Raw genomic sequence first — 25,722 nt, forward strand, 5'->3', positions numbered from 1 at the left:
GTAGCAAACGGTTATATGAAAAGCAACCACTTGATGATTATTCTGAAAACTATCTGTGGTATTGTTGTAGTAGGTCGTACACATTACTTTAGCATTTTGATATAATGACACGGTATGCATGAGAAGGATAGGTGAACCCATATATGAACAAACAAGAATTAGAGAATCGTCAGAAGAAGATTCGTAACTTTTCCATCATCGCGCACATCGATCATGGAAAGTCGACGCTCGCTGACCGGATTCTTGAGAAGACTGGTGCACTCACGGCTCGTGAGATGAAAGAGCAGACGCTTGACGCGATGGACTTGGAGCGTGAGCGTGGAATTACAATCAAATTGAACGCCGTCAAATTGAACTATACGGCGAAAGACGGAGAAGAGTATATTCTTCACTTGATCGACACGCCAGGACACGTCGACTTCACATATGAAGTGTCACGTTCGCTTGCGGCATGTGAAGGTGCGATTCTCGTCGTCGACGCAGCGCAAGGAATTGAAGCTCAAACCCTTGCGAACGTTTATTTAGCACTCGATAACGATCTTGAAATCATCCCGGTTATCAATAAAATCGACTTGCCGTCAGCGGATGTCGAGCGGGTCCGTCAAGAGATTGAAGACGTCATCGGACTCGATGCGAGTGACGCGGTCCCGACTTCTGCAAAAGCGGGAATCGGGATTGAAGAGATTCTCGAACAAATCGTGGAACTTGTCCCTCCGCCGACAGGGGACCCGTCTGAACCATTGCAAGCACTGATTTTTGACTCATACTATGACGCTTACCGCGGTGTCGTCGCATCGATTCGTATCGTGAACGGTTCAGTCAAAGTAGGAGACAAGGTTCAAATGATGGCGACCGGCAAGACGTTCGAAGTGACGGACCTCGGTGTCTCGACGCCAAAACCGATCTCTGTTAAAGAATTGAACGTCGGAGACGTTGGTACGCTTTCTGCATCCATTAAAACAGTCGGAGATGTTCGCGTCGGGGATACGATCACACTTGCTAAAAACCCGGCAACGAGTCAGCTACCTGGTTATCGCAAGATGAACCCGATGGTGTACTGTGGTTTGTATCCGATTGATGCGGCTAAGTACAATGATCTTCGTGAGGCACTTGAAAAGCTCCAGCTCTCGGATGCCGCGCTCGAGTTTGAACCAGAGACATCGCAAGCGCTCGGTTTTGGTTTCCGTTGTGGATTCCTCGGCATGCTTCATATGGAAATCATTCAAGAGCGGATTGAACGTGAGTTTAACATCGACTTGATTACGACTGCACCATCGGTAATTTATCACGTGACGACGACTTCAGGCGAAGTGATTCACGTCGATAACCCATCGAAGATGCCAGAGCAACAAAAGGTCGATTCAATCGAAGAGCCATACGTCAAGGCGGCTGTCATGACACCAAACGACTACGTGGGTGCCATCATGGAACTTTGCCAGAAGAAACGCGGAACGTTCATCGATATGCAATATATCGATACGACTCGCGTCAAAATCACGTATGAGATTCCGCTCAGTGAAATCGTCTATGATTTCTTCGATCAGTTGAAATCGAGCACGAAAGGCTATGCGTCTCTCGACTATGAATTGATCGGCTACCGTCAATCACGCCTCGTGAAGATGGATATCTTGCTCAATAACGAAGTCGTCGATGCACTCAGCTTCATCGTTCACCGTGACTTCGCGTACGAGCGTGGGAAGGTTATTGTTGAGAAGCTTAAGGCACTCATTCCACGTATGCAGTTCGAAGTTCCAGTCCAAGCGGCTGTCGGAACCAAAATCGTCGCACGTTCTACGATTAAAGCACTTCGTAAAAACGTTTTGGCAAAATGTTACGGAGGAGATATCTCCCGTAAACGGAAACTCCTCGAGAAACAAAAAGAAGGTAAGAAGCGCATGAAGATGGTCGGGTCCGTCGAAGTCCCGCAAGAAGCGTTTATGTCTGTTCTCTCAATGGACGAAGAATAATGAGATTGAATCGCCCTGATTTTCGAATCAGGGCGATTTTGTATTTTAGGCAGGAAATGCCACTTCCTATAAGGAAGAGTACACCCTTAGACAGACTATAGAGGAGGAAACATCGTGTCGACGTATACATACTCTGCGGGTCCCGGCATGCTACCGACGGAAGTGATGCAAGAGATTCAACAACATCTTCTGACGTTTGAATATGAAGGCGTTTCGATTATCGAAACGAGTCATCGCTCCGCGTCTTTCCAACGTGTGGTCGACTCTCTTGAATGGAGACTGAGAAGACTCATGCATATCCCTGAGAATTATGCCGTACTTTGGCTACAGGGCGGGGCGACGTTACAATTTTCCATGATTCCGATGAATTTACGGAAACAGAATCGATTCGTTTATGTGGATACAGGCATCTGGTCTAAAAAAGCGATGGAAGATGCGAAACACTTTGGAGAGGTCGATGTCATTCATCCGTTGGTAGATGCGACGGGAGGGATGTCTTTTGAATCGAGCCTTGTCCAAGAGGTGGACTATCTCCATGTGACACTGAACAACACGATTGAAGGGACTCGATTTACACATATCCCTGAAGTCGATATTCCGTTGATTGCAGATGCTTCTTCGAATATTCTAGCCGAGCAGATCGATGTGGAGCGCTTCGGGGTGATTTATGCCGGAGCCCAGAAGAATATCGGACCTGCAGGACTGACGGTCGTCATCATCCGTCGAGATTTGATTCAGTCGCTTCAGTTGCCGAGTTATCTTCAATATGCATCACATGTCGATACGTTATTCAATACACCGTCGACGTTTAGTATGTATGTAGCCGAGCGTGTATTGAAGTGGGTCGAAGACTGCGGAGGCGTCGAAGCGATGGAACGATTGAATCGTCAAAAAAGTGACAGGATCTATTCCTATCTTGAAGAGTCGACCTGTTTTTCTCCAATTGTAACGGGGGAACGTCGTTCATTGACGAACATCCCATTTACAACGGGAAATCAAGAGCTGGATCTGCGCTTTGAGCGATACGCGTTAGAACGTGGCTTGCTCGAACTCGGTGGCCATCGTTCGGTAGGGGGCTTACGTGCAAGTCTATATAATGCGATGCCGCTAGAAGGGGCAGAACGCCTCGTCGACGTCATGAGAGCATTCGAGGAGGAGACCCATGTATCACATCAAAACATTTAATCAAATCGCTGCCGCTGGTCTGAAACGATTCGAGCCAAGCGAGTACGTCATCAATGCATCGGATCAAGCCGATGCTTGGGTACTGAGAAGTCATCAAGTCCATGAAGAGGACATCCCTCCCTATCTTCTCGCCATCGCTAGAGCTGGGGCCGGTGTCAACAACCTTCCGCTCGATCAACTTGCGAAACGAGGAATCGTCGCGTTTCATACACCTGGCGCGAATGCGAATGCGGTGAAAGAGCTCGTCCTTGCAAGCATGATCCTCTCAGTACGACCTATTGTGAAAGGTTTCAATTGGGTGAATGAACAGACTACCGCATCGCAATCTCAATTAGAAGAAGCGATGGAATTGCAAAAACGACAGTTCCTCGGAGCGGAGTTGCGAGGTAAAAAAGTGGGGATTATCGGTCTGGGAGCCATCGGTGCGTCGCTAGCCAACGATCTTCTCCAACTCGGGGTCGATGTCATCGGATACGACCCTCATCTCTCGGTTGATGCCGCTTGGAATATTTCGAAACATGTCACGCGTGCCAAACACTTAAGTGAAGTACTGGGCAACGTTGATTTACTGTCGATCCATATGCCTTTGACTGAGGAGACTCGATTCAGCATCGACCGGAGTTGGTTTGAGCGAATGAAACCGGGGATGACTGTTTTGAACTTTGCGCGAGGAGAACTCGTGAAAGATGATGACTTACTGAAGGCATTCCATCATCATGTGGGACTGTATGTGACCGACTTCCCCCGTCACACGCTGATCGGTCATCCGCAAGTCATGGCATTGCCTCACCTCGGTGCATCGACTAAAGAGTCGGAAGTCAACTGTGCCATTCAAGCCGTGGAGACGCTGAAATTGTATCTCGAGACAGGGAATATTCGTTCGTCCGCTAATTTTCCGAACGTCGAGCTTCCATACACGGGTAAACGCCGTCTTGGGATTTTGCATCGAAACGTCCCGAACATGGTCGGTCAAATCACGGGAGAACTTGCCTCACATGGATTGAATATCGATAACATGGTCAATCGTAGCCGCGGGGAGATGGCGTATACGTTGATTGATTTAGACAACAGCGAGCATGAACCGTTATCGATTCATGCGCTGTATGAAATACAGGGCGTCATTCGCGTCCGGGAATTTTAAGGAGGATCCTTATGGTAGTATTTAAACCGTTCAGCCCTTATATGCCAACGCATCCGGAACGTGTCGCCGCTGACCCGTATGATGTCGTATCGATTGAAGAAGCGCAAGCCGTCATTTCAGAAAATCCCGATTCCTTTTTAGCAGTGGATAAGCCAGAAGCGCTTCAATCTGACCTTTCCCTTGAGAAGTGGGGGGAGCTGGCGCGTCATGAGCTAGAACGTCTCTATGAAAAGGAATTGACGGAACGTCCGAACGGATTTTACGTCTATCGATTGACATCGGGACAACGTCAGCAAACGGGTCTAGTCGCCACCTTTTCAGTCGCGGATTATGAAGCTGGTCGCATCAAGATTCACGAACATACACGGGAAACGAAGGAGCGGGAACGTGTCGAGCATGTCCGGGCGACGCGAGCGCACACCGGTCCGATTCTACTCAGTCATCCTCCACATGCAAACTTGAAACAAATCTTACATAAAGCGACTGACGGAGACCCGTTATTCTCGTTCACGGATGAACGAGGCGTCATGCATGAAGGATTCATGATTCCAAACCGTGAACTCGCTCGTGTCATGATGATTGGCGCGACCATCCCGTCGATCTACATTGCAGATGGACATCATCGTGCGAAAGCGGCAGCGGTCGTTTCCGGGATGAGTGGGGATCGTTCTCAAAAGAATGGACGTTCACACTTCTTAGGTGTCCTCTTCCCGAGTGACGAGTTGACAATCTTGCCGTATCATCGCGTGCTGACAGCGATAAGTCCTGAAGAGGTAGAGAATATGTTAGACGGACTCTCGTTTTCATACATAATCAAGGAGGAGGATCGTCTTGTCCTGCCGAATGAACATGGCGTCTTCGGAGTCGCCTATCGAGGGAAGTATTATAAGTTGACGAAACGGCAAGAAGACCCGGCGCTCGACGTTGCCATCTTACAGCGAGATATTCTGACGCCATACTTCAACGTTGAAGATATCCGTACGGATGCGAGGGTCGATTTTGTCGGTGGAAACAAGACGGTCGTTGAATTAGAGAAGCTGACTCAGGTGCCGGACCGATTGCTTTTCACGTGCCATGAGACAACGATGTCACAACTGATGCGCGTGGCGGATGATGGTGGCCAGATGCCTCCAAAATCAACCTGGTTCGAGCCGAAATTGAAGAGTGGTTTATTCATTCATCGATTCGATTGATGGCGCAGGCTGGAAAGAACAGACGAAAAGCGTTATAAATGGAATGAGAAGAAAGGGGTGGCCGAAATTGGCTAAAGCCGTATATCTTCACATTCCATTTTGTGAACATATTTGTTATTACTGTGATTTCAACAAGGTGTTTTTAAAAAATCAGCCTGTTGATGATTATTTAGATGCATTAGAACGAGAGATGGTATTGACGCTCGAGGCGTTTCCGACAGAGCGGATTGATACCATCTTTATCGGAGGCGGGACACCGACCGCGCTCAATGAGGAGCAGATGGCGCGCCTGATGGACATGGTCCGCCAACACATTCTGCCACTCGCGTCAGACGACTTAGAGTATTCTGTCGAAGCGAACCCGAACTTTGTGAGTGCGGAAAAACTCGACACGATGAAAGCAGGTGGCGTCAACCGACTCAGTTTCGGTGTCCAGACGTTTGATGATGGTGGACTCGAGCGCATCGGGCGGACACATCGGGCGGATGATGTGTTCGAGACGGTAAGCGAAGCGGCAAAGCGCTTTGACAATATCTCGATTGACCTGATGTTCGGTCTTCCGGAACAAACCGTTGAACAAATTGACCGTGATTTAGCGCTAGCGCTCCAATTACCGATTCAACATGTATCCTCTTATTCGTTGATCCTCGAGCCGCATACCGTCTTTGCGATTCAAGATCGAAAAGGGAAGCTCCGTTTACCGGGGGAAGATGTCGAAGTCGAAATGTACTTGAAAGTGATGGAGACGCTTGAACGCCATGGTCTCAAACAATATGAAATCTCCAACTATGGCTTGCCTGGTCGAGAGAGTCGTCACAATCAAGTGTACTGGCGCAATGAAGAGTATTATGGATTCGGAGCCGGAGCGCATAGTTATTTGAATGGGACACGTCGCGCCAATATCGCTCCAATTCCTCACTATATTAAAGCAGAAGGCATCCCTGTGAAACGGGTGACCGAACTAGAAGAAGTGGAAAAGATGGAAGAAGAGTTATTCCTCGGCCTGCGTATGCGTTCCGGGGTCTCGCTTCAGACGTTTGAACAAAAGTACGGAGTGTCGCTCGATGATGTGTTCGGTCACGTCATTGAAGAGTTGGTGAAGAAGTCACTGATTGAACGGACGGACACACATATCCGTCTAACGGCATCCGGTTTGCCACTCGCCAATGAAGCCTTTGCAGCCTTTATTGGAGAAGCAAAACTTGAACATGCTGATTCATAAAAAAATGGACAAGTCCCTCGTGAGGATTTGTCCATTTTCTTATATTACAAGACGAGATCACGATAGAGCGGTGTAAGCCGACCGAACGTGTCTTCGACCAACGCGAGAAATGCGTCTTCATTTTGAAGAATCGACGCATCGGCAGGAAGTTGACGGCCGATCAAGAAATCAGCCTTTTTCACAGTGCCGAATCGCTCAAGTAGCGATTGAATGTCTTCAGTTGACGTATCTTCAACAAGTAACGCTTCTTTTTTCATATGGTCGCCCGCGATATGGAAATCAGGGAATGTTGATTTCAAATCGATTTGTTGCAGGTGTTTCGCGATGGCGTCCTTGTTCGGCATCTCATAGATGAACGCTAGCCAGATGAAGACACGATCGTCGAAAAGCCCAACTTGTAAGTGCGGATGTTTTTTGTACCCACGTTTGTCGTGACAAATCGCCATCCACGTATCTTTCGGTGGGTTCACCGTCCGACGAGCGTGCTTCGCCACATGCAAATAAAGAGGAATACCGACATCAGCTTCAAGCTCTGGCCCGACCTCGTCATAAATCCGATGGAAGAGCGGTTGAATATCCGAACGGATGCCAGACATTCGTTCGTCGAGTCCATCCTGTTTAAATACATTAAATTGTTTTGTTGTAAACATTTAATCACCTCATCATCTATTCTACCGAAATGGGCTTTTATTTTCATTTCGTAGGTTTGCTATCGTGAAAAAAGGTGAAAAAATCCGAGTGTATGAATTGACAAATAGTGAGAACATGATAATATTTGAAGTGTGATTAGCACTCGTTAAATATGAGTGCTAATAAAGCGGGGTAACCTTTTCAGAGAGGAGTGATGTTGTGCTGACAGATCGACAATTGCTCATTCTTCGAGCCATCATTGACGATTACATCCAGACGGCTCAGCCGGTCGGTTCTCGGACATTGTCGAAACGAGACGATTTGACGTTTAGTTCAGCAACGATTCGGAATGATATGGCCGATTTGGAAGACATGGGGCTGATTGAAAAACCACATACTTCTGCAGGTCGCATCCCGTCAGAGGTCGGCTATCGATATTACGTGGACCACCTCGTCGAGAAGCAGATCATCGACGAACGGGAGACAGGTCGACTAGAAGAACGTTTGAAACAATCTTCAAAAGAGTCTGAGATCCTGATTCGACAAGCTGCAGATCTCCTTTCTGATTTGACCAATTATACGACGGTCGCCCTCGGTCCAAACAGCCAAATGGAAACGTTGGCCCGTGTGGACTTTATGCCATTAGACGAGCGGCGTGGTGTCGTTCTCATCGTCACGGATCAAGGTCACGTCGAGCATCGTACCGTCATGTTTGAATCGCGTGTCGCTCCTGACGTCATCGAGGAAACGATTCGACTGTTGAACGACCGCCTTGTCGGAACGCCAATCGGACAATTGAAAATCCGGATTGGGGAGGAAGTTGCCAAATTGCAACTCGCTCAGCGACAGCAGTACGAGAACATGATGCAACTGATTCAATCGACGCTCGGAATCCAAACACCGTCTTCGCTTTATCTCGGGGGCAAGAAGAAGATCTTCAATCAACCCGAGTTTCAGACGCTCGACACGTTACGCCCATTCCTAGAATGGATTGATGAGCAAGAACGATTGACGCACTGGCTCGAATCGTTGCCAAATCGTGAAATTTATGTGAGCATTGGGAGCGAGAACGGAATTGTCGCCCTTCAAAATTGTAGTGTCATCACCTCGGATTATACACTAGACGGAAAAACATTCGGTACAATCGCTATGATTGGTCCAACGCGTATGAATTACCGTCATGGTGTCCAAATGATGGGACAAATTATCGAAGCGTTGCGACGAACGAAACTAGATGAGTGACGGAAAGGAGTTTTATTATGACAGCAGATCACCAAAACGGGCACGAGCAAGATGACGTGCTTGAAGAAAAATCTGTAGACTCGGCACAAACAGAAGAGAATGAGTCAACTGAATCAAATGAAGATGAGGTTTTAAATGCTGAGATTGTGGAAGAAAGTTCTGAGGGGACGGACTTACAAAAAGAAATCGAAGCGTTGAAAGCGAGCGAGCTCCGCATTCGTGCCGACTTTGACAACTTCCGTCGTCGGACGAACGAAGAGAATGCCAAACGCGTCAAGTTTGCTTCACAGTCTGTCATTGAAAAATTGATTCCGCTCATTGACAACTTTGAGCGTGCACTTCAAGTAAACGCAACTTCAGAAGATGCGAAGCAGATTCAATCGGGAGTAGACATGATTCATCGTCAACTACTTGACGTATTAAATGCTGAGCAAGTCGAAGTGATTGAAGCAGTCGGACAGCCGTTCGACCCGAATTTCCATCAAGCAGTCATGCAAGAACCGAGCGATGAGTTCGAGTCAGGTATCGTGACGATGGAGCTTCAAAAAGGATATACGATGCATGGTCGAGTCATTCGCCCGAGCATGGTAAAAGTCGCAGAATAACACTACTTAACGAGACGGAGGAATAAACGATGGGTAAAATTATCGGTATTGACTTAGGGACTACAAACTCATGTGTGGCAGTAATGGAAGGTGGCGAAGCCGTCGTCATCTCAAACGCAGAAGGTAACCGTACGACTCCTTCGGTTGTCGCATTCAAAGGAGAAGAGCGTCAAGTCGGTGAGGTCGCAAAACGTCAGGCTATCACGAACCCGAATACGATCCAATCAATCAAACGTCACATGGGAACATCACATACAGTTGACGTAGACGGTAAGAAATTCACACCACAAGAAATCTCGGCAATCATTTTGCAGAAGTTGAAGAAAGATGCTGAAGACTACCTCGGTGAATCAGTCACGGAAGCCGTCATCACAGTTCCTGCATACTTCAACGACGCGGAGCGTCAAGCGACAAAAGATGCTGGTAAGATTGCTGGTCTTGATGTCAAACGGATCATCAACGAGCCAACAGCTGCGGCACTCGCTTACGGTTTAGATAAAGGTGAAGACCACACGATTTTGATCTATGACCTCGGTGGCGGTACGTTCGACGTTTCGATTCTTGAACTTGGTGACGGTGTATTCGAAGTTGTCGCTACAGCTGGTGACAACCGTCTCGGTGGAGATGACTTCGACCAAAAAGTCATCGACTACCTCGTTGCAGAATTCAAAAAAGAGAACGGCATCGACCTCGGCAAAGACAAGATGGCACTTCAACGTTTGAAAGATGCTGCCGAAAAAGCGAAGAAAGACCTTTCAGGTGTCACAAGCGCACATATCAGCCTTCCGTTCATCACAGCAGGTGAAGCAGGTCCGCTCCACTTGGAGATGACACTCACACGTGCGAAATTTGAAGAATTGACGGCTGACCTTGTCGAACGCACAATGGAACCGACGCGCCGTGCCTTGAAAGACGCAGGACTCACACCATCTGACCTCGACAAGATCATTCTCGTCGGTGGTTCGACACGTATCCCTGCTGTTCAAAAAGCAATCCACGACTTCACGAAGAAAGAGCCATTCAAAGGGGTTAACCCGGATGAAGTTGTTGCACTTGGTGCAGCAATTCAAGGTGGAGTTCTTGCCGGAGACGTGAAAGACGTCGTTCTTCTCGACGTGACTCCACTCTCACTCGGTATCGAGACAATGGGTGGCGTGATGACGAAACTCATCGATCGCAACACGACAATCCCAACATCGAAATCACAAGTGTTCTCGACTGCAGCCGATAACCAGCCTGCTGTTGACATCCACGTTCTTCAAGGGGAACGTCCGATGGCACCAGACAACAAGACACTTGGTCGCTTCCAATTGACGGATATTCCACCAGCACCACGTGGTGTACCACAAATCGAAGTTAAATTCGATATCGATGCAAACGGAATCGTTCACGTATCGGCAAAAGATCTCGGTACGAACAAAGAACAATCGATCACAATCCAATCTTCTTCAGGTATCGATGAGGCGGAAATCGAGCGCATGGTGAAAGAAGCCGAAGCGAACGCAGAAGCAGATAACAAACGTAAAGAAGAAGCAGAACTTCGCAACGAAACAGACCAACTCGTCTTCGCGACAGACAAGGCGATCAAAGACCTTGGTGAGCAAGTAGAAGAGGCGGACAAAGAAAAAGCAGAAGCTGCGAAAGAAAAAGCGAAAACTGCTCTCGAAGGTTCAGACCTTGAGGCGATCCGTACAGCCAAAGACGAATTGTCAGCTGTCGTTCAAGAGTTGACGCAAAAAGTATATGCTAAAATGGCTGAACAGCAAGGTGCTGAAGGCGCAGAACCACAAGCGGAAGCGAAACAAGACGATAATGTCGTGGACGCAGAGTTTGAGGATCTCGACGACCGTAAATAAACAGCCGTTGTAAAGGAGAGCGCCAAAGCAGGTTTCTGCTTTGGCTCTTTCCATGTTAAGGTAGAATCGGTAAAATCGATACGTAGTTAGTGAGGATAGGAGCGAGAATAGTGGCGAAACGAGATTATTATGAAGTGCTCGGGCTCGACAAGTCGGCCTCGGCACAAGACATCAAGCGGGCATACCGAAAGTTAGCCCGTCAATATCACCCGGACATCAACCAAGAAGCAGATGCTGCTGACAAGTTCAAAGAGATTGGTGAAGCGTATGAAGTACTCTCAGACGAACAGAAACGGGCCCAGTATGACCGATTCGGTTTCGAAGGGGCCAATCAGTTTGGAGGAGGCGGTGACTTCCAAGGCGGCTTCGGAGATATCTTCGACATGTTCTTCGGAGGCGGTGGACGCCGTCAAGATCCGAACGCACCACGTCGCGGTGAAGATTACCAGTACGTCGTCGATCTTGACTTCATGGAAAGTGTCACAGGTAAAACGGAGACGATTGAACTCGAAATCGAAGTGGAATGTGACACGTGTATGGGAAGTGGCGCAAAACCGGGCACGAAACCGGAAACGTGTAATCGATGTGGCGGTAGCGGCGTCGAGACGGTCGAACAGAACACGATTCTCGGTCGTATGGTCAACCAACGTCCATGTAGCCAGTGTCACGGAAGTGGTAAGACGATTAAAGAAAAATGTCCGACGTGCCATGGCTCAGGTCATGTGAAGAAGAAACAAACCGTCGAGGTCAAAATCCCAGCCGGTATCGATAACGGTCAACAGATCCGTCTCTCAGGTAAAGGTGGTCCAGGCGTGAACGGTGGACCAGCAGGGGACTTGTACGTCGTCGTTCGTATCCGAGCACATGAGATCTTTGAACGTGTCGACCAACACATCGCAATGGATATGCCGATCACATTCGCTCAGGCTGCTCTCGGTGCGGAAATCGAAGTACCGACAGTTCACGGGAATGTGAGCTTGAAAGTGCCTGCAGGGACACAAACCGGTTCAAAATTCCGTTTACGCGGTAAAGGAATGCCGAGCGTTCGTGGTGGCGCAAATGGTGACCAGTATGTCAGTGTCATCGTGATGACGCCGAAGAACATGACAGACCGTCAAAAAGAGTTGCTTCGTGAATTTGAAGAAATTAGCGGAGAGTCCGGTGTCGAAGAGGAACATGGAATGTTCCAAAAAATGAAAAAGTTCTTTAGTCACTAAAAGGAGTGTGTACGAACGATGAAATGGTCTGAAATTTGTGTCCACACGACACAACTTGCGGTAGAAGCGGTATCCAATTTACTACACGAAGTAGGGGCACAAGGTGTCGTCATCGAGGACGTGGAAGATTTCGACAGAATGATGGCGGAGGACCATTTCGGGGAGATTTGGGACGTTTCGGATCGTGAGACGTATCCAACTTCTGGCGTACACGTCAAAGCGTATGTCCCGGCCTCGGGAGATTTTCAAGATTTACTTTCAAATCTGAAAAAAGAAATCGAACGACTACGCACGATGCTCGATATCGGGTCAGGAGACGTCACGGTCGCTGAAATCGATGAAGAGGACTGGGCACACTCTTGGAAGCAGTATTATAAGCCGGTGAAAATTTCGCAACAGCTTACCATTGTTCCTTTATGGGAAGAGTACACACCGCAGCCGGAAGAGAATGTGATTTTGCTTGACCCGGGTATGGCGTTCGGCACAGGAACGCATCCGACGACAATGCTATGCATTCAAGCGATTGAGAACTACATTCGGGAAGGTGACCGTGTCATTGATGTCGGTACAGGATCGGGTGTATTGTCGATTGCAGCAGCAAAACTTGGTGCAACGAAGGTAAAGGCATTAGACTTAGACTCGGTCGCAGTCGAAGCTGCTCGTCAAAACGTTGAGACGAACGGAGTGGGCGAACGCGTTCAAGTGGACACAGGTGATCTTCTGAAAGGTGTGGAAGGTGAGTACGATTTAGTCGTAGCGAACATTCTTGCTGACGTCATTCTCCTGTTCATCGAAGACGCCTATGCACGCACGAAGTCAGGTGGACGCTTCATCACCTCTGGAATTATCGGAGAGAAGCGGGCTGAAGTGACGAATGCTTTGGTCGCTGCTGGATTTGAGATTGAAGAGACGCGCGTGATGGAAGATTGGGTCGCGATTATCGCCAAGAAGGGGTAAGTTATGCAACGTTATTTTTTGACAAAAGAAGCCTTTAAAAGCGAAACGGTGACCCTTCCTTCAGACGTGGTCCACCACATCGGTACAGTCTTACGACAAGGTCCTGGATATGAGATGGTCCTGTTGGATGGTACAGGTGTTGAGTATGCCTGCGTCGTGACATCGCTTGAGAAGAAGAGCGGGGAAGCGAAAGTCATGTCATCGCGACAGGCGACGACGGAGTTGCCAGTCGAGGTAACTTTGGCGTATGCACTCCCGAAAGGGGACAAAGTCGAGCTCGTCGCCCAAAAAGCGACGGAGCTTGGCGTCCACCATCTGTTGCTGTTCGAATCGACGCGCTCTGTTGCCAAATGGGATGGAAAAAAAGCTCCGAAAAAAGTGGAGCGGATTCAAAAGATTATGCAAGAAGCGGCTGAACAATCCTATCGTGCCGTGGTACCGACTTGCTCATATATTTCTCCGAGAGAGCTCCAACAGAAAATAGATGGCTATGATGCCATCGTCATCGCATATGAAGAGTCGGCAAAAGAAGGGGAGCAGTCTGCTTTCGCGCAACTGTTGACTCAACTGAAACCGCAACAACGCGTTCTCGTCATCACAGGACCTGAAGGTGGATTCGATGTGAACGAAATCAATCAATGGATTCAGGCAGGAGCGACTGCATGTGCATTTGGACCACGCATTCTTCGGTCTGAGACAGCGCCGCTTTATGCATTATCTGCAATCTCTTTCGCGCTTGAACTGAACAGATAATATGAAAACGGATGACCCGAACGAGGTCATCCGTTTTCATTTTTATTTTTTGTTGATTGTAATCACTTTCTTCGTGACGTTTCCGCCAAGGTCGGTCACTTCGAATGTGAAGGTATTCTTCCCTTTCGCTGTCACTGGAAGTGTGATCGTCCCCGTGCGTGAGAAGGCACGCATCGCGTATGGTTCTTTCAACGTATTGCTCCATTTCAAGTCCCCGTTGACACGAAGCTTGATCTCATCAAAGTTATCCGTTACTTGAACTTTCACTTTTACAGACTTCTGTTTAGCTGATACGTTCTTCGGAACATTTGTCACCGACAATTTAGCTTTCGTCGAGTCGACAAAGATTGGGCGGACGAAGTTCGTCACGTTTCCGGCTGTGTCTTCTGCGACAAAGCGGACTTTGTGGAAACCATCCTTATATGTGCGTGTCGTATTGAACGTATATTGTTTCGCTGACGCGTCATATTTGAGTGGTACGTCGACCCCGTCTACCGTGAACGATGCGATTTCAGAGGCATCCTTGATTTGACCGATCAATGGAACGATGGATGTACCGTAAGGAGACAAGGCGAGTGGTGCATCGACAAAGATACCAGGTTTGGCCGCATCATTTTCTGTTGAAACATTTCGAGTGATCACGTTCCCGGCATTGTCTGACACACGAACTGAAAGCTGATCTGTAGTCTCGAGCGGCTGTTCAAGTGTGAAGTTCGCTGAAGCTTTCGCTTCTTTTGCCACGACTTTCCCGTTGATGAGGAATTCGATACCATTGATTCCAGCAAAGTCATCCGACGCTTTGACGCTTGCTACGTTGTCGTCCCAACGAAGCGTGAAGCGTGGGTCTGTGTAATCTACTTTGACAGGGATGCGCATCGTTTGAGCTTGTTTCTTCATGTAATCGATGCTTGCTTCGATTTCATAGTAATATGTGCCTTTTGGCGCCATCTTCCCATTCAATTTTCCGTCCCAAGCGTTATCCGCTGCGTAATAGTAATAATCACCACTTCCACCATCGAAGTAGTTCTTTCTCAATTCGTCTTCCATCTTGAGGGTGCGAAGGACGTTCCCTTTCTCATCTACGACGCGATATTTGATGTCTTTCGCATTGCGTAATAGCGAGAAGACTGGAGTAGCCGTATCTTTCGACCCGTTTCCGTCCGGTGAAATGGCAACCGCTTCGCTAGCCACAGATTCATCTAGTTTTTCACCTAAGTACTTTCCTTCTGCATCGACCAATCCAGAGACGCCATAGAATGCGCCTTCTCCATAGATCGTCTCGTCAAAGATCGGCGCTTTGCCCCAATCCCCTTCAAATCCGACGATTGGAACAACGAGAGATGGATGACCGTCTGTACCGCGCGGATCTGTCAAACGAAGGAACCCGTCGACGAAATAGCCGTTCTCAAAGACAGATTTAGCGGATACAGTGCCTTCCAATGTTTCAGGATTCAACACTTTTGCTTTCGAGACATCGATTGAAACGTTAATTTCCTTCTTCTGTTTTGCTTTCAACGTGACTTTACTTGTGTTTGATCCGTTAATTTTAATGATCGCTTGTTGAAGTGCTTGCGCTTCCATCGCATTTTGAACGATTCCGTCTTTGTTTTTGACAGCGAGGTCTGTTTGTAACGATGCGGCCACATCATAAGTCAACGCTTCGTTCGAAATGTTCTCGACGACGACCGTGAAGGATGCTTTGCTCTTCGACAACTCTTTCAAAGCGACTTTCGCCTCTTTTGTCGACTTTTCATAGGCGACAGCCGGCGAAGTGACGGCTGCATGCAATTGCATGAGACCGGCTCCGGCCCGACGTGGTGAGTATGGGAGTGATTGTTTCAATTCTTGGTTATACGGTCCGATATCTGTGACAGGCTTCGACGTGTTGAGTAACAAGTTCTTCGCCATCGTGACGCGTGCTTTCCCACTCAACTTGAAGTCGCGGTCTACACGTTCGAGAACGAGTGCCGCTCCTCCGGCAACGTGTGGTGCTGCCATTGACGTTCCGCTCATCAATCCATATTGGTTATCGTTAAACGTAGAGAAAATTTGCCCGCCTGGAGCAGAAAGTTCCGGCTTGAAGTCAAGGTTCGGTGTAACTCCCCACGATGTGAAATCAGACATCGCACCGGCTGAACGGTTGTTGACACTGATTCGGTCACCGGCAAACGTCACTTGAAGCGGACCTTCTGCTAACTTGTCTTTCAGTTCATTCCCGTCCTGGATGCTGAGTGAAGCCATTGGGAGTTGAGGTTGATCGAGAGCCATCGAGACATAATCGCCATGCCCGACCGCACCACGTACGATGACACCTGCTGCTCCTTGTGCTTCAGCTGTTTTTTGAATCTTCGAGTAGAAGTAACCGCCGTCGCGAACAGCAAGGACGAGTTTTCCTTTTACGTCTTTTCCTTCATAATTCTCCGGTTGTCCGTCTCCGACATATACGATGTCGTATGTTCCTTCTTTGAAGGCAGGACCGTCTTGTTTTTTCCATCCGATTTTTTCATCTCCGACACGGAATGCGTCCAATTGAATTTGATCGTTTTCAAGAGAGGCGACCGATGTCGATGCTTGACTGACACTCGGTGCCCCAACGACACCCGTATCTGGGTTTGAAGCAGTCGGTAAGTCGAATCCGTGACCAAAGTATGCGGAGTTCCCTGCAGAAATCGACATGAAGATTCCGTTATCGACGGCACGTTGAACGGCTTGTTGTTCTGGCGAATCGGCATCGACGAACCCGGCTGTCGAACCGAGACTCATGTTGATGACGTCGGCGCCGAGTTTGATGGCATCATCAATCGCTTTGATATAGATGTCTCCATATGTAGATGCATAGTTCGGATCGTTACTGAATACTTTTAAACCTAAAATTTGTGCTTCCGGTGCGACCCCTTTGATTCCACCGTTTTCTAAATCACCGTTAGCGGCAACCGTTCCAGAAACGTGTTGTCCATGCATGGAAGCACCAGGTGAATCGTCTTTGATGTCATCGTTCTCATCGTAGTAGTTATATGCGTATGGAACTTTCTCGTTCACGTATTCGCCTGGAAGACCGAACGATGTGATGGCTTGATTGACTTCAGATTGAGTCAACTCTGCCGTTTTGGCGTCTGTGATCTTATAATCCCGGTGCTCAGGGTCGATTCCAGAATCGATGACGGCGACGACAGTACCTTCTCCGGCAAACCCGTAATCTCCCCACGTTTGTTCGGCTTGAACCATGCCATTACTCGTGATCATATCCGGTTTGACTTCTGGGCGCTCATACTCGTTGACAATGTGAACGGTCGCCACTTCAGGTAATGCTTCGACTTTGGCGATTTCACTTGTAGACAAGAATGTAGAGAAACCATTGAAGACGGTCGTGAATTCTTCAATCGGTGTAGCCGTTACGCCTTGTTTCTTCAAGGCGGACTTGGCACGTTTTTGTTCTGATTGAACAGAGTGTTGTGCCTTATTTTGCTCTGATTTCGACAATTCATTAAATTTCTTTCCTTTTTGAGCGGCTTCGGCAATGGCAGGATCCCCGACGAGCTCAACGACGACCCGAACTTTTTTCTGTTTCTTCTCTAAAACCAGTTTCGGTTTAACGGAAGCTTCAGCTGAAACAGAGGTTGTTCCAGCTTGAATCAGTGCAGGTGACAATGCGATACATGTGGCGAGTGAAGCGTTTAAATAGATTTTTTTTCGTGACAACGTATAGACCCCCTAAAATTTGTTAGTACCTGTAAAATTTAAAGCATAAACTCACATTGAGAACTATCATATCGTTAATCAGATGAAAAAGAGTGGGTTTATTTGTAAAATAGGTAAGTGTTTTTGCACAAATTTTAATGTTCTGACAATTACTAAAGACCTAACACATAAGACCTATATCCAACTGGATGTGATGCGAGAATCTAGCGAATGACTTGAAATGAATAAAAAAACCTGTTAATGTAACGTTAAAGTTAAATACCAATAAAACATATCAAATTAGTAAGAATTAAGATTGGGGTAGCGATATGAACTTACCATTCATGGACATCTTTAAGGATTGGGCAAAAGATTATGATACGACGGTCGAGGGGCATGATGAGCAATATCACGAAGTTTTCATCGGATATGAGCAAATGCTCGATGAGGTTGCCCTCCACGTCAAAGGAACGGTGCTTGAGTTTGGTGTCGGAACAGGGAACTTGAGTAGCCGGATCTTGAAAGGGCATCCGTTGATTGCGATTGAACCGTCGCCGGAAATGCGAAAAATTGCTGTTGAAAAGTTGGGGATTGATGTGCTCGAAGGCGATTTCCTCCGTTATCCGGATTTATCAAACGTAGATACGGTCGTATCGTCGTATGCTTTTCATCACTTGACAGATTCTGAAAAGGCCACGGCCATCGGTCAGTATGTTGAAGGCTGGGAACATCCAAAGTTCGTGTTGCTTGATACGATGTTTGAGTCACCAGCAGCTCGTCAGGACATCATCGATTGGGCGACTGCGAAAGGGTACTCAGACCTCGTCGAAGACTTAAACCGTGAATATTATCCATATACGTCAACGATGCGTTCCATGTTAGAAGCGAACGGGTACAACGTGACGATGACGCAGAGAAACAAGTTTGTCTGGCTCGTAATAGCCACTAAATAACGAGGAGGAATTACTCATGAAAACATATAATGTTGAAAGTTTTAACTTGGATCATACGAAAGTACAGGCGCCTTTTGTCCGTTTAGCTGGTGTGAAAGAGGGAACAGCTGACACGATTTATAAATACGATATTCGTTTCATTCAACCGAACGAAGGACTCATGCCGATGCGCGCGGTTCATTCACTTGAGCATTTGATTGCCGAGAACAGTCGCAATCATTCTGAAGACATCGTCGATATCTCGCCGATGGGTTGCCAGACAGGCTTCTATTGGACGATGCTCAATGATGGGAACTACGAACGAATGCTTGACCTCGTGGAAGCGACGCTGCGTGATGCGATGAACGCTGAGGAACTACCGGCGCAAAACCCTGTTCAATGTGGGAATGCGAATCATCATGATTTCGAAGGTGCCAAAAAATTAGCGGCAGACATGCTCGCAAAACGCGATGAATGGCATATCGTCTTTAAGGACGAGGCATAAGATGATTGTCCGTGACGTCTATGAACTCATCGGAGACACACCGCTTATTGAACTTCGAACGCTTCCTGTACCAGCGAATGTCAAAGTGTACGGGAAGCTCGAGATGATGAATCCAGGTGGGAGTGTCAAAGACCGACTCGGGATGAATTTGATTGAACGGGCGATTGAGCGTGGCGATGTGGCACCTGGTGGAACGGTGATCGAACCGACAGCAGGCAATACGGGAATCGGGCTTGCGCTCGCTTGTCAGCGATTCGGAATTCGACTCATGACGGTCACTCCTGAAAAATTCAGTCAAGAGAAGCAGGCATTGATGCGACTGCTCGGGGCCACCGTCGTCAACACGCCGACGGAACTCGGCATGAAAGGCGCGATCGCACATGCTATTGAGTTGGCCAAAGAACATGACGCCTATGTCCCAGAACAGTTCTCGAACCCAGATAACCCGGATGCTTACGTCGACATCCTTTCCCATGAGTTGTTGAAAGATGTGCCACAAATTGATGTATTTGTAGCGGGAGCGGGGTCAGGTGGCACATTCACCGGTGTCGCCAAATCATTAAAGCCACTTGGGACGAAAACTGTCGTCGTGGAGCCGGTCGGTTCCATTATGAACGGCGGTGAACCAGGACCACATAAAACAGAAGGAATTGGCGTCGAAAAATGGCCACCCTTTTTGAAGAGGGCTTACGTCGATGCGATTCATACCATCACAGATGAGGAAGCCTTCTATTACGTGGCACATCTAGCGAAACAGGAAGGCTTGCTCATCGGTAGTTCTTCAGGCGCTGCCATTGCAGCATGTGTAAAAGAAGCGAATCAATTGACGGAAGGCACGATTGTCACCATCTTGCCTGATAGTGCAGAACGATATTTAAGTCAAGGAATTGTCAAGGAGGCAGAACATGCGTACAAAGACAGCACTCATTCACGGCGGTAAAACGACGGACCCGTTGACAGGGGCCGTCACGCCACCGATTTATCAAACGAGCACGTATAAGCAAGACGGGATTGGCAACTTGCGAGAAGGGTACGAGTACTCACGATCAGCAAACCCGACTCGGACGGCATTAGAGACATTGATTGCCGACATCGAAGGCGGCGTGCAAGGATTTGCATTCGGATCTGGGATGGCAGCCATCTCGACGGTGCTTATGTTATTGAAATCTGGAGACCACGTCATCGTCGGGTCTGATGTATATGGAGGAACGTACCGTGTATTCAATCGAGTATTTCAGTCACGAGGCTTGGAAGCAACTTTTGTCGATACATCCGATGAAACAGCGGTTCGGGATGCGCTTCAAGCGAACACGAAAATGATTTATGTCGAGACGCCGACAAATCCGCTCTTAAACGTGACGGACATTCGAGCGATGCGTAAGATTGCCGATGAAGCAGACGTGTTGCTCGTCGTGGACAATACGTTTATGACCCCTTACTTCCAAAATCCAATCGAACTTGGAGCAGACTACGTCCTTCACAGTGCCACAAAGTACTTAGGCGGACATAGTGACGTCGTAGCGGGACTTGTTGTCGCGCGAACGGAAGAGCAGGGCGAAGCTTTGGCGTTTCTTCAAAACTCAGTTGGCGCAGTTCTTGGACCACAAGATAGCTTCCTTGTTGTTCGTGGAATTAAGACGCTAGCTGTTCGAATGGAGGAGATTGAATCGAATGCACGTGCATTGGTTGAATTCCTTCAATCGAACGAGTCTGTATCACGCGTGCTCCACCCAAGTGTATCCAGTGAGGAAGCGAAGCGGATTCATTTATCACAGGCACGTGGATTCGGTGGGATGATCGCATTTGATGTCGGTTCAGCGGAAGCGGCAGAAATGATGGTCGCGAAGACGAAATACTTCACGCTCGCAGAAAGTTTAGGAGCGGTTGAGAGTTTGATCAGTGTCCCGGCACGCATGACACATGCGTCGATTCCAGCCGAACGTCGAGCGGAACTTGGCATCACCGATGGGCTCGTTCGTATTTCGGTCGGACTTGAAGACATTGATGACTTGATTGAAGACTTGGCACAAGCATTAACGGCAATTGAACAAGTGAGACAATAAACGGTCAGGGCGCGATTTCGCGTCCTTTTTTCATGAAACAAAAGTCTTGTATCGGGAGTCTTTCATCGACTAAACTGTTTTTAACTTGTAAGAGAGCGGGTGAACGTGTGAATAAGGGAGTATGGACGACAGTCGGAGCCTACGTCATGTGGGGCGTCCTTCCGATTTATTGGAAATTTTTGCAAGAAGTACCGAGCGGTCAAATTTTAGCACATCGAATCGTTTGGTCATTTTTATTTATTCTGCTCGTTCTGCGATGGACAAATCAGTGGAAAGAGTTCGGTTACGCCCTGCGACACCGTGCTACACGAAACGCATTCATGTTGAACGGATTCATCGTCAGTGCCAACTGGTTTGTATACATATGGGCTGTCAATCACGGATATATCATTGAAGCTTCTCTCGGGTACTACATCAATCCTCTCGTCAGTATGGTGTTAGGGGTGCTTGTCTTTCGGGAATTATTAAATCGAGTCCAATGGATGGCCGTTGGGATCGCGTCAATCGGCGTCCTCGTCTTGACGTTAGGGTATGGTACGTTCCCCTGGATTTCATTCGTCTTGGCGAGTACCTTTGGATTTTATGGGATGGTGAAGAAGCGCCGTCCTCTTGCTTCAACGGTCAGCCTAGGAATCGAAACGCTAGCAGTGGTCCCGGTGGCATTGCTCTTCCTCGGAAATCAAGTTGTCACCGACAATATTGCGTATAACATGTCGCCTGTCATTTGGATCGCCCTTCTTGGAACGGGTGTGGTCACGGCGTTACCTCTTCTCCTATTCGGTTACGGGGCACAACATATCCCGTTCACGCTTGTCGGGTTTCTTCAATTCATCGCACCGACACTTAGCTTGATCATCGGGGTCGTCATGTACCATGAACCGTTCACGGCATATCATGTCTTTGCCTTCACCTGCATTTGGCTCGCTATTTTCTTCTTTAGTTGGAACAGTTGGGTCGTCGCTCGTAAACGTCGTCAGTTGATTTAGGTTTGAAAGCTGTTACATCTCGAAAAAACATGGTAATATGTTAGATGTCAGACTTATTTGTCAGAGGAGGAAATGAATCATGGAATTAGCCCGTTATATCGACCACACAGCTTTAAAGGCTGAAACAACAAAAGATCAAATTACAACACTTTGTGCAGAAGCGCTCGAATACAAATTCGCAAGCGTTTGTGTCAACCCGACATGGGTCAAATATGCAGCAGAACAACTCAAGTCAGATGATGATGTCAAAGTATGTACAGTCATCGGTTTCCCACTTGGTGCAAACACGCCTGAGGTAAAAGCATTTGAAACAAAAGATGCGATTGCCAATGGCGCAGATGAAGTAGACATGGTCATCAACATCGCAGCACTCAAAGATGCTGACTACGATCTCGTAGAACGTGACATCCGTGCGGTTGTCGAAGCGGCAAACGGTACACTCGTCAAAGTCATCTTCGAAACATGCATGCTTACAAAAGAAGAAATCAAAAAAGCTGCCGAACTTTCAGTGAAAGCTGGAGCAGACTTCGTCAAAACATCGACTGGTTTCTCGACTGGTGGCGCGACAGTTGAAGACATTCGCCTCATGCGTGAGACGGTCGGACCTGACATCGGCGTAAAAGCTTCAGGTGGCGTCCGTGACTTCGAAGGTGCGAAAGCGATGATCGATGCTGGTGCGACACGTATCGGTGCTTCAGCAGGTATCGCGATTGTCACTGGTGGACGTTCAGACAGCGACTATTAATAAGTGGTTGACCACACGACTTAATTTCACTATAATATGATATGACGTGTGAAACACGTTTCCTTAGTCGTGTAATTCGGAGGGAGGGAAAACTAGTGGAAACTCGTGTCCGTAAAAACGAATCGCTTGAAGACGCTCTTCGTCGTTTCAAACGCGGTGTTTCGAAAGATGGCACACTTGCCGAAGTTCGTAAACGTCGTCACTACGAAAAGCCAAGCGTAAAACGTAAATTGAAATCAGAAGCTGCGCGTAAGCGTAAGAAATTCTGATTCCAGTTTCATTTGTAGAGAGGGTGTTGGCTCATGAGTCTTCAAGAACGCTTGACGGACGACATGAAGCAAGCCATGCGCGCGAAACAAAAGGATCGTCTTACGACAATCCGGATGGTCAAAGCGTCGCTCCAAAATGAGGCTATCAAACTAGGTCGTCAAGATCTTACCGAGGAAGAGGAACTCACGGTGCTCAACCGAGAGATGAAACAGCGCAGAGACTCCCTCCGAGAATTCGAAAGCGCTGGTCGTGAAGACCTTGCTTCCAAAGTAGCAGAAGAGATTGTCGTCCTAGAAGCCTATATGCCTGAACAACTTTCAGAAGATGAAGTGACCGCCATCGTCCAAGCAGCAATTGCTCAAACGAATGCAGCCGCTCCATCAGATATGGGTAAGGTGATGGGCGTCGTCATGCCGCAAGTCAAAGGCAAGGCAGACGGTGGTCTTGTGAACCGAATCGTCAAACAACAATTGACGAATTGATGAAAAAAGCAGTTACTTTTCGGGAAACCGAAAGTTTCTGCTTTTTTTTGCGTATTCTGAAACCACATTCAATCTTGTTTCGTATACACTAGAGATAGGAGATAGCTTTGAATTTGGAAGGGGGTAGCAAGACGATGACATTTGGTCTCGGAGTGATTCTGACAGTCTTTTTCGTCGGAGTCGTCCTTCTTGGAATTGAAGTGTTCGTAGCAGGGTTTGGATTGTTCGGTTTGCTTGGGATCGGAGCCGTCGTTGCGAGTTTGATTATGGCTGGTGCGACAATCGGTCAACTGTGGCTATCGATTGGTCTCGCGGCAGCGGTGCTAACAGGTCTCGGCTTTTGGGCATACCGTCGCTTGAGTACGAATCGTCCGCTCATTTATAAAGGGTTGATTTTGACGGATTCGACATCGACTGAAAAAGGCTACTTGTCCCACGCCGATCGAAAACAGCTTCTCGGCAAAGTGGGAGTCACCTTGACACCACTTCGCCCAGCCGGTACTGCCGAAATCGACGGAGAACGACTTGATGTCGTGACGGAAGGTGGCTATCTCGATCAGCAGACAAAAATTCAGGTTTATAAAGTGGATTCTGGACGGATTGTCGTTCGAAGCTTTGTAGAACCGAAGGAGGATGTAACAGAATGACACCAGAATTACTGACAACGTTACTCATTACAGGTGGAGGATTGATTGCACTTGCCGTATTCTTCACGTTCGTACCAGTCGGACTATGGATCAGTTCGTTTGCAGCGGGCGTTCACGTCTCAATCTTCACGTTGATTGGGATGCGCCTTCGTCGCGTTATTCCTTCGAAAATCGTGAACCCGTTGATTAAAGCGGTTAAAGCAGGAATTGAATTAAACACGAACCAGCTTGAGAGTCACTTCTTGGCTGGTGGTAACGTAGACCGCGTTGTGAACGCATTGATTGCGGCGCACCGTGCGAACATTGAATTGTCGTTCGAACGTGCTGCTGCCATCGATTTGGCAGGACGAAACGTGCTCGAGGCTGTACAGATGTCCGTTAACCCGAAAGTCATTGAGACGCCGTTTATTGCGGGTGTCGCGATGGACGGGATTGAAGTGAAGGCAAAAGCACGCATTACCGTACGTGCGAATATCGATCGTCTCGTCGGTGGTGCGGGAGAAGAGACGATTATCGCCCGTGTCGGTGAAGGGGTCGTGTCGACAATCGGTTCACAAAACAACCACAAGCACGTACTAGAGAATCCGGATATGATTTCACGGACTGTCCTCACAAAAGGGTTAGATTCAGGAACAGCGTTTGAGATTCTTTCGATCGATATTGCCGACATCGATATCGGTAAGAACATCGGCGCGGTCTTGCAGACGGACCAAGCAGAAGCAGATAAGAAAATCGCTCAAGCGAAGGCGGAAGAACGTCGCGCGATGGCGATTGCGCGCGAACAAGAAATGAAATCTTCAGTAGAAGAAATGCGTGCGAAAGTTGTCGGTGCCGAAGCGGAAGTCCCACTCGCGATGGCAGAAGCGTTACGAAACGGAAAGCTTGGTGTCATGGATTACGTGAACTACTTGAACGTTCAAGCGGATACAGAAATGCGAAAAGCGATTGGGGCACCTGTCGATTCTGAATCAGATAATGAGTGATTGATATGGATGGACTATGGGTACTCTTGTTAGCCGCCTTCGGAATTGCCTCGGCAGTGATGAAACGGCTCGAAAAATCATCGTCCTCTGGAGACCGTCCTCAAAGCAGTGAACTGAAACGCTATTTGGATTCGGTAGGGGACGTCATGAAAGAGATTGAAACGGCATTCGATGACTCGGACGAAAAACCAGCACCACAAAAGGTGAGGCGTCGAGTCGCTCGAACGGTAGAAGAACGACCGACTCCACGTGAACGTCAAGTCGAGATGCCGAAAGTGAGCGCGCAATTCGAACAAGCGGTTAAAATTCCACCGATTCAAAAGGAAAAGAAACCGAGACAACTGAACGTTTCACAAAAGCGAATGCGGGAAGCTGTCATTTGGAGTGAGGTATTACAACCTCCTATCTCGAAACGGAAGAAGTGAACGGAAGGCAGTGACGTCATGTTACTGCCTTTTGCGCG

The 25,722-nt window shown here is 48.0% G+C and carries 24 protein-coding genes; 22 read left to right on the forward strand and 2 right to left on the reverse strand.

What is annotated here, in order from left to right; all coding sequences use genetic code 11:
- The first annotated feature begins 143 nt into the window (after positions 1-143).
- The 5 genes from lepA (at position 144) to hemW (ending at position 6,708) form a co-directional block, all read left to right on the forward strand.
- Positions 144-1,967, forward strand: a complete 1,824-nt coding sequence (gene lepA, locus KNO70_RS04620; protein ID WP_012726674.1) for a translation elongation factor 4 — start codon at positions 144-146, stop codon at positions 1,965-1,967.
- A gap of 114 nt (positions 1,968-2,081) precedes the next feature.
- Positions 2,082-3,152, forward strand: a complete 1,071-nt coding sequence (gene serC / locus KNO70_RS04625; RefSeq protein WP_078147168.1) for a 3-phosphoserine/phosphohydroxythreonine transaminase — start codon at positions 2,082-2,084, stop codon at positions 3,150-3,152.
- Positions 3,130-4,293, forward strand: coding sequence for a phosphoglycerate dehydrogenase (locus tag KNO70_RS04630; protein WP_012726672.1), 1,164 nt, complete (start codon positions 3,130-3,132; stop codon positions 4,291-4,293). Before serC ends, KNO70_RS04630 begins: the two co-directional genes overlap by 23 nt.
- Positions 4,294-4,304: 11 nt before the next feature.
- Positions 4,305-5,486 carry a DUF1015 domain-containing protein gene (locus tag KNO70_RS04635; protein WP_214730478.1) on the forward strand — a complete coding sequence of 394 codons (1,182 nt, stop codon included), beginning with the start codon at positions 4,305-4,307 and terminating at the stop codon, positions 5,484-5,486.
- A gap of 43 nt (positions 5,487-5,529) precedes the next feature.
- On the forward strand, positions 5,530-6,708 hold the full coding sequence (hemW, locus tag KNO70_RS04640; RefSeq protein WP_251025558.1) for a radical SAM family heme chaperone HemW: 1,179 nt from the start codon (positions 5,530-5,532) through the stop codon (positions 6,706-6,708).
- A 44-nt stretch (positions 6,709-6,752) separates the two neighbouring features.
- Here the strand turns inward: hemW and KNO70_RS04645 are convergent, their stop codons facing one another.
- Positions 6,753-7,358, reverse strand: a complete 606-nt coding sequence (locus tag KNO70_RS04645; protein WP_012726669.1) for a DUF1054 domain-containing protein — start codon at positions 7,356-7,358, stop codon at positions 6,753-6,755.
- A 199-nt stretch (positions 7,359-7,557) separates the two neighbouring features.
- On the opposite strand from KNO70_RS04645, the gene hrcA reads away from it, so the two are divergent.
- From hrcA to KNO70_RS04675, 6 genes are all read left to right on the forward strand, one after another.
- On the forward strand, positions 7,558-8,580 hold the full coding sequence (gene hrcA, locus KNO70_RS04650) for a heat-inducible transcriptional repressor HrcA (protein WP_074036577.1): 1,023 nt from the start codon (positions 7,558-7,560) through the stop codon (positions 8,578-8,580).
- Positions 8,581-8,597: 17 nt separating this feature from the next.
- On the forward strand, positions 8,598-9,185 hold the full coding sequence (gene grpE / locus KNO70_RS04655; RefSeq protein ID WP_012726667.1) for a nucleotide exchange factor GrpE: 588 nt from the start codon (positions 8,598-8,600) through the stop codon (positions 9,183-9,185).
- Between the two features lie 29 nt (positions 9,186-9,214).
- Positions 9,215-11,041, forward strand: coding sequence for a molecular chaperone DnaK (dnaK, locus tag KNO70_RS04660; protein ID WP_012726666.1), 1,827 nt, complete (start codon positions 9,215-9,217; stop codon positions 11,039-11,041).
- Positions 11,042-11,151: 110 nt separating this feature from the next.
- Entirely contained in the window at positions 11,152-12,258 is a 1,107-nt protein-coding gene (dnaJ, locus tag KNO70_RS04665; RefSeq protein ID WP_078147164.1) for a molecular chaperone DnaJ, read from the forward strand.
- 18 nt (positions 12,259-12,276) lie between these two features.
- Positions 12,277-13,215, forward strand: coding sequence for a 50S ribosomal protein L11 methyltransferase (gene prmA, locus KNO70_RS04670; protein ID WP_214686989.1), 939 nt, complete (start codon positions 12,277-12,279; stop codon positions 13,213-13,215).
- 3 nt (positions 13,216-13,218) lie between these two features.
- Entirely contained in the window at positions 13,219-13,968 is a 750-nt protein-coding gene (locus KNO70_RS04675; protein ID WP_214683997.1) for a 16S rRNA (uracil(1498)-N(3))-methyltransferase, read from the forward strand.
- A gap of 42 nt (positions 13,969-14,010) precedes the next feature.
- Here the strand turns inward: KNO70_RS04675 and KNO70_RS04680 are convergent, their stop codons facing one another.
- Positions 14,011-17,667 carry a S8 family serine peptidase gene (locus KNO70_RS04680; protein ID WP_214811329.1) on the reverse strand — a complete coding sequence of 1,219 codons (3,657 nt, stop codon included), beginning with the start codon at positions 17,665-17,667 and terminating at the stop codon, positions 14,011-14,013.
- 308 nt (positions 17,668-17,975) lie between these two features.
- Here KNO70_RS04680 and KNO70_RS04685 point away from each other — a divergent pair, with 308 nt between their 5' ends.
- From KNO70_RS04685 to KNO70_RS04735, 11 genes are all read left to right on the forward strand, one after another.
- Positions 17,976-18,599 (forward strand): class I SAM-dependent methyltransferase, encoded by a 624-nt coding sequence (locus KNO70_RS04685; RefSeq protein WP_214811332.1) that lies wholly within the window; start codon positions 17,976-17,978, stop codon positions 18,597-18,599.
- A gap of 16 nt (positions 18,600-18,615) precedes the next feature.
- The gene (locus KNO70_RS04690) at positions 18,616-19,083 is read left to right on the forward strand and encodes an S-ribosylhomocysteine lyase (protein ID WP_012726660.1); all 468 of its coding nucleotides are present in this window, start codon (positions 18,616-18,618) and stop codon (positions 19,081-19,083) included.
- Position 19,084: 1 nt separating this feature from the next.
- A complete protein-coding gene (locus KNO70_RS04695; protein WP_214811335.1) occupies positions 19,085-20,023 on the forward strand; it encodes a PLP-dependent cysteine synthase family protein in 939 nt (312 codons plus the stop codon).
- Complete coding sequence (locus KNO70_RS04700; RefSeq protein WP_214684005.1) at positions 19,989-21,146, forward strand: bifunctional cystathionine gamma-lyase/homocysteine desulfhydrase; 1,158 nt, start codon at positions 19,989-19,991, stop codon at positions 21,144-21,146. Before KNO70_RS04695 ends, KNO70_RS04700 begins: the two co-directional genes overlap by 35 nt.
- 107 nt (positions 21,147-21,253) lie before the next feature.
- Positions 21,254-22,132, forward strand: coding sequence for an EamA family transporter RarD (rarD, locus tag KNO70_RS04705; RefSeq protein ID WP_214686980.1), 879 nt, complete (start codon positions 21,254-21,256; stop codon positions 22,130-22,132).
- A gap of 79 nt (positions 22,133-22,211) precedes the next feature.
- The gene (gene deoC / locus KNO70_RS04710) at positions 22,212-22,877 is read left to right on the forward strand and encodes a deoxyribose-phosphate aldolase (protein ID WP_012726656.1); all 666 of its coding nucleotides are present in this window, start codon (positions 22,212-22,214) and stop codon (positions 22,875-22,877) included.
- Positions 22,878-22,951: 74 nt separating this feature from the next.
- Positions 22,952-23,146, forward strand: a complete 195-nt coding sequence (gene rpsU, locus KNO70_RS04715) for a 30S ribosomal protein S21 (RefSeq protein ID WP_029334745.1) — start codon at positions 22,952-22,954, stop codon at positions 23,144-23,146.
- Between the two features lie 33 nt (positions 23,147-23,179).
- Positions 23,180-23,629 (forward strand): GatB/YqeY domain-containing protein, encoded by a 450-nt coding sequence (locus KNO70_RS04720; RefSeq protein ID WP_074036596.1) that lies wholly within the window; start codon positions 23,180-23,182, stop codon positions 23,627-23,629.
- Between the two features lie 134 nt (positions 23,630-23,763).
- On the forward strand, positions 23,764-24,276 hold the full coding sequence (locus KNO70_RS04725) for an NfeD family protein (protein WP_147536554.1): 513 nt from the start codon (positions 23,764-23,766) through the stop codon (positions 24,274-24,276).
- A complete protein-coding gene (floA, locus tag KNO70_RS04730) occupies positions 24,273-25,259 on the forward strand; it encodes a flotillin-like protein FloA (protein ID WP_012726653.1) in 987 nt (328 codons plus the stop codon). Before KNO70_RS04725 ends, floA begins: the two co-directional genes overlap by 4 nt.
- Before the next feature lie 5 nt (positions 25,260-25,264).
- Positions 25,265-25,684, forward strand: a complete 420-nt coding sequence (locus KNO70_RS04735; protein WP_078147158.1) for a hypothetical protein — start codon at positions 25,265-25,267, stop codon at positions 25,682-25,684.
- Positions 25,685-25,722: the final 38 nt, after the last annotated feature.

The organism is Exiguobacterium sp. s181 (genome assembly GCF_018617125.1).
Taxonomy (GTDB): Bacteria; Bacillota; Bacilli; order Exiguobacteriales; family Exiguobacteriaceae; genus Exiguobacterium; species Exiguobacterium profundum.